Source organism: Streptomyces sp. WELS2 (assembly GCF_013870595.1).
Lineage (GTDB): Bacteria > Actinomycetota > Actinomycetes > Streptomycetales > Streptomycetaceae > Streptomyces.
This window is the reverse complement of record NZ_JACBWZ010000872.1, coordinates 1-2,461: the sequence shown is the minus strand read 5'-3', so window position 1 is coordinate 2,461 and position 2,461 is coordinate 1. Positions and strand designations below refer to the sequence as shown.

Below are 2,461 nucleotides of genomic sequence, written 5' to 3'. Positions count from 1 at the left end.
GCGCGCGGCGGCCGCGTCCACGTCGAAGTCCTCGAACGCCGTGCGGTCGGCCAGCAGCTCCTGGACGCCGTCGGCCGCGGTCGGCTGGGCCAGCTCGTCCAGCCGCGACGCACGCAGCGCCTCCTGCACCTCCGGGTCGGCGCGGAAGGCGGCCGCGCGCTCCTTCAGGATGAGGTAGTTGCGCATGCAGCCCGCGGCCGACGCCCACACGCCGTCGATGTCCTCGGTCCGCGGCGGCTTGAAGTCGAAGTGACGCGGTCCTTCGTAACCGGCGCTCTCCAGGAGGTCGACCAGCCAGAAGGCGGCCCGCAGGTCACCCGCCCCGAACCGCAGGTCCTGGTCGTACTTGATGCCGGACTGGCCGTTGAGGTCGATGTGGAAGAGCTTGCCCGCCCACAGCGCCTGCGCGATGCCGTGCGGGAAGTTCAGGCCGGCCATCTGCTCGTGGCCGACCTCCGGGTTGACGCCGTACAGCTCGGGCCGCTCCAGGCGCTCGATGAAGGCCAGCGCGTGGCCGACGGTGGGCAGCAGGATGTCGCCGCGGGGCTCGTTCGGCTTGGGCTCGATCGCGAAGCGGAGGTCGTAGCCCTGCGAGGTGACGTACTCGCCGAGCAGGTCGAAGGCCTCCTTCATGCGGTCCAGGGCGGCGCGTACGTCCTTGGCGGCCCCGGACTCGGCGCCCTCGCGACCGCCCCAGGCGACGTACGTCTTCGCGCCCAGTTCGACCGCCAGGTCGATGTTGCGGATGGTCTTGCGGAGGGCGTAGCGGCGCACGTCACGGTCGTTGGCGGTGAACGCGCCGTCCTTGAAGACGGGGTGCGTGAAGAGGTTCGTGGTGGCCATCGGGACGGTCATGCCGGTGGCGTCCAGGGCCTGCCGGAACCGCTTGATGTGCGACTCCCGCTCGGTGTCCGAAGAACCGAAGGGGATCAGGTCGTCGTCGTGGAAGGTCACTCCGTAGGCGCCGAGTTCCGCCAGGCGCTGCACCGTCTCGACGGGGTCGAGGGCGGGGCGGGTGGCGTCGCCGAACGGGTCCCTTCCCTGCCAGCCGACGGTCCACAGGCCGAAGGTGAACCTGTCCTCGGGGGTGGGCTGGTAGCTCATGGCGCGGCTCCTTGCTGCGTACGAGTATTTCGTCATGGCCGTTTACAAATTAGTATGCGCACACACCGCTGGGAAGAGACAACATGTCTTTCGCCCACCAGATGTCTTCGTCACACAGCGCAGATGCCGCGGAGCCGCGGAAGAGGGAGAGTCCGATGTCAGCAGCCGAGGGTCCGCTCGTCGTCGGAGTGGACACGTCCACCCAGTCCACGAAGGCACTGGTCGTCGACGCGGCGACGGGCCGGATCGTGGCCAGCGGCCAGGCGCCGCACACCGTGACCAACGGTGCGGGCCGGGAGAGCGATCCGCGCCAGTGGTGGGACGCGCTGTGCACGGCGCTGCGCCAGTGCGGTGAGGCGGCGCACGAGGCGGCGGCGGTGTCGATCGGCGGCCAGCAGCACGGCCTGGTCACCCTGGACGGACACGGCGAGCCGGTGCGTCCGGCGCTGCTGTGGAACGACGTCCGCTCCGCTCCGCAGGCCCGCCGTCTCGTCGAGGAGCTGGGTGGTCCGAAGGCCTGGGCGGAGCGCACCGGCAGCGTGCCCGGCGCGTCCTTCACGGCCACCAAGTGGGCCTGGCTCGCCGAGCACGAGCCGGAGGCGGTCCGCGCGACCAAGGCGGTCCGGCTCCCCCACGACTACCTCACCGAGCGCCTGACCGGGCAGGGCACGACCGACCGGGGCGACGCCTCCGGCACCGGCTGGTGGGCGTCCGGCACCGAGGCGTACGACGAGGAGACGCTGGCGCACATCGGTCTGGACCCGGCGCTGCTGCCCCGGGTGGCGCGGCCGGGCGAGGTGGTCGGCACCGTGCGCGACAGCCACGACCTGCCCTTCTCCAAGGGCACGCTGGTGGCCCGGGGCCACCAGCGACAACGCCGCGGCGGCGCTGGGCCTCGGCCTGCGGCCCGGCACGCCGGTGCTGAGCCTCGGCACCTCCGGCACGGTCTACACCGTCTCCGAGCGCCGCCCCGCCGACCCGACCGGCACGGTGGCGGGCTTCGCCGACGCCCGCGGGGACTGGCTGCCCCTCGCCTGCACCCTGAACTGCACCCTGGCGGTGGACCGGGTCGCGGCCCTGCTGGGCCTGGACCGGGAGGCGGTCGAACCCGGCGGCTCGGTGACCCTGCTGCCGTACCTGGACGGCGAGCGCACCCCGAACCTGCCCCACGCCTCAGGACTGCTGCACGGGCTGCGCCACGACACCACCGCTGGCCAGCTGCTGCAGGCCGCCTACGACGGCGCGGTGCACGCGCTGCTGGGGGCCCTCGACCTGGTCCTCGACGCGGACGCCGACCGTGACACCCCGCTGCTCCTGATCGGCGGCGGCGCCCGGGGCACGGCCTGGCAGCAGACCG

At 72.6% G+C, this 2,461-nt stretch carries 1 protein-coding gene and 1 pseudogene; one reads left to right on the top strand and one right to left on the bottom strand.

Annotation, left to right across the window (positions count from 1 at the left end):
* The coding region (xylA, locus tag H5J33_RS31075) for a xylose isomerase (protein ID WP_181798097.1) at positions 1-1,104 on the bottom strand (1,104 nt) is incomplete at its 3' end.
* A 155-nt stretch (positions 1,105-1,259) separates the two neighbouring features.
* Between xylA and xylB the strand changes: the two are divergent.
* Positions 1,260-2,461 (top strand): annotated as a pseudogene (xylB, locus tag H5J33_RS31070) (xylulokinase); the annotation flags it as partial.